Origin of the sequence: Bacillus cereus group sp. BfR-BA-01381, assembly GCF_022663555.1 — a bacterium.
Classification (GTDB): Bacteria; Bacillota; Bacilli; order Bacillales; family Bacillaceae_G; genus Bacillus_A; species Bacillus_A pacificus.
Genome location: NZ_JAKUFR010000227.1, coordinates 1 through 440, shown reverse-complemented (window position 1 = coordinate 440; position 440 = coordinate 1). Strand labels below are relative to the sequence as shown.

Below are 440 nucleotides of genomic sequence, written 5' to 3'. Positions count from 1 at the left end.
TATGAAAAAGGTGTACCAAATTAATTTGGTACACCTTTTTATATTATTGTTACTTCTATTCTGAGGGGACGCTTCCGCTTTTAAATGTTATCCAGCTCCAGCGGCTAGAATGGTCGGTGGTTTCGCGTCTTCCTACGAGGCAAAAAGCGCCTCTACGTCAGAAGCTCCATCCTCCTCCCATTCTGAGCGAGCCGCTTCCGCTTTTGAATATTATCCAGCTCCAGCGGCTAGAATCTCCGGCCATTTCACTCTCTCGCTCGAAGCAAAAAGCGCTTCAAGGTCGAGAATTCCAATGTCCTGCGATTCTGAGCGAGCCGCTTCCGCTTTTAAACTGGCCTCACTAATTCAAATTGTTCTCCTAGTTTTGCGTAGTTGTGTCCTGCTAGGCGGCTTACTGGTTTTAGTCCTTCTGCATGAATGCGTCCATTTTCGTATAGATG

General features: G+C 46.6%; 1 pseudogene. It reads right to left on the bottom strand.

Annotated features, from left to right (window positions below):
• Positions 1-326: 326 nt before the first annotated feature.
• Positions 327-440 (bottom strand): annotated as a pseudogene (locus MR079_RS28430) (flavin reductase family protein); the annotation flags it as partial.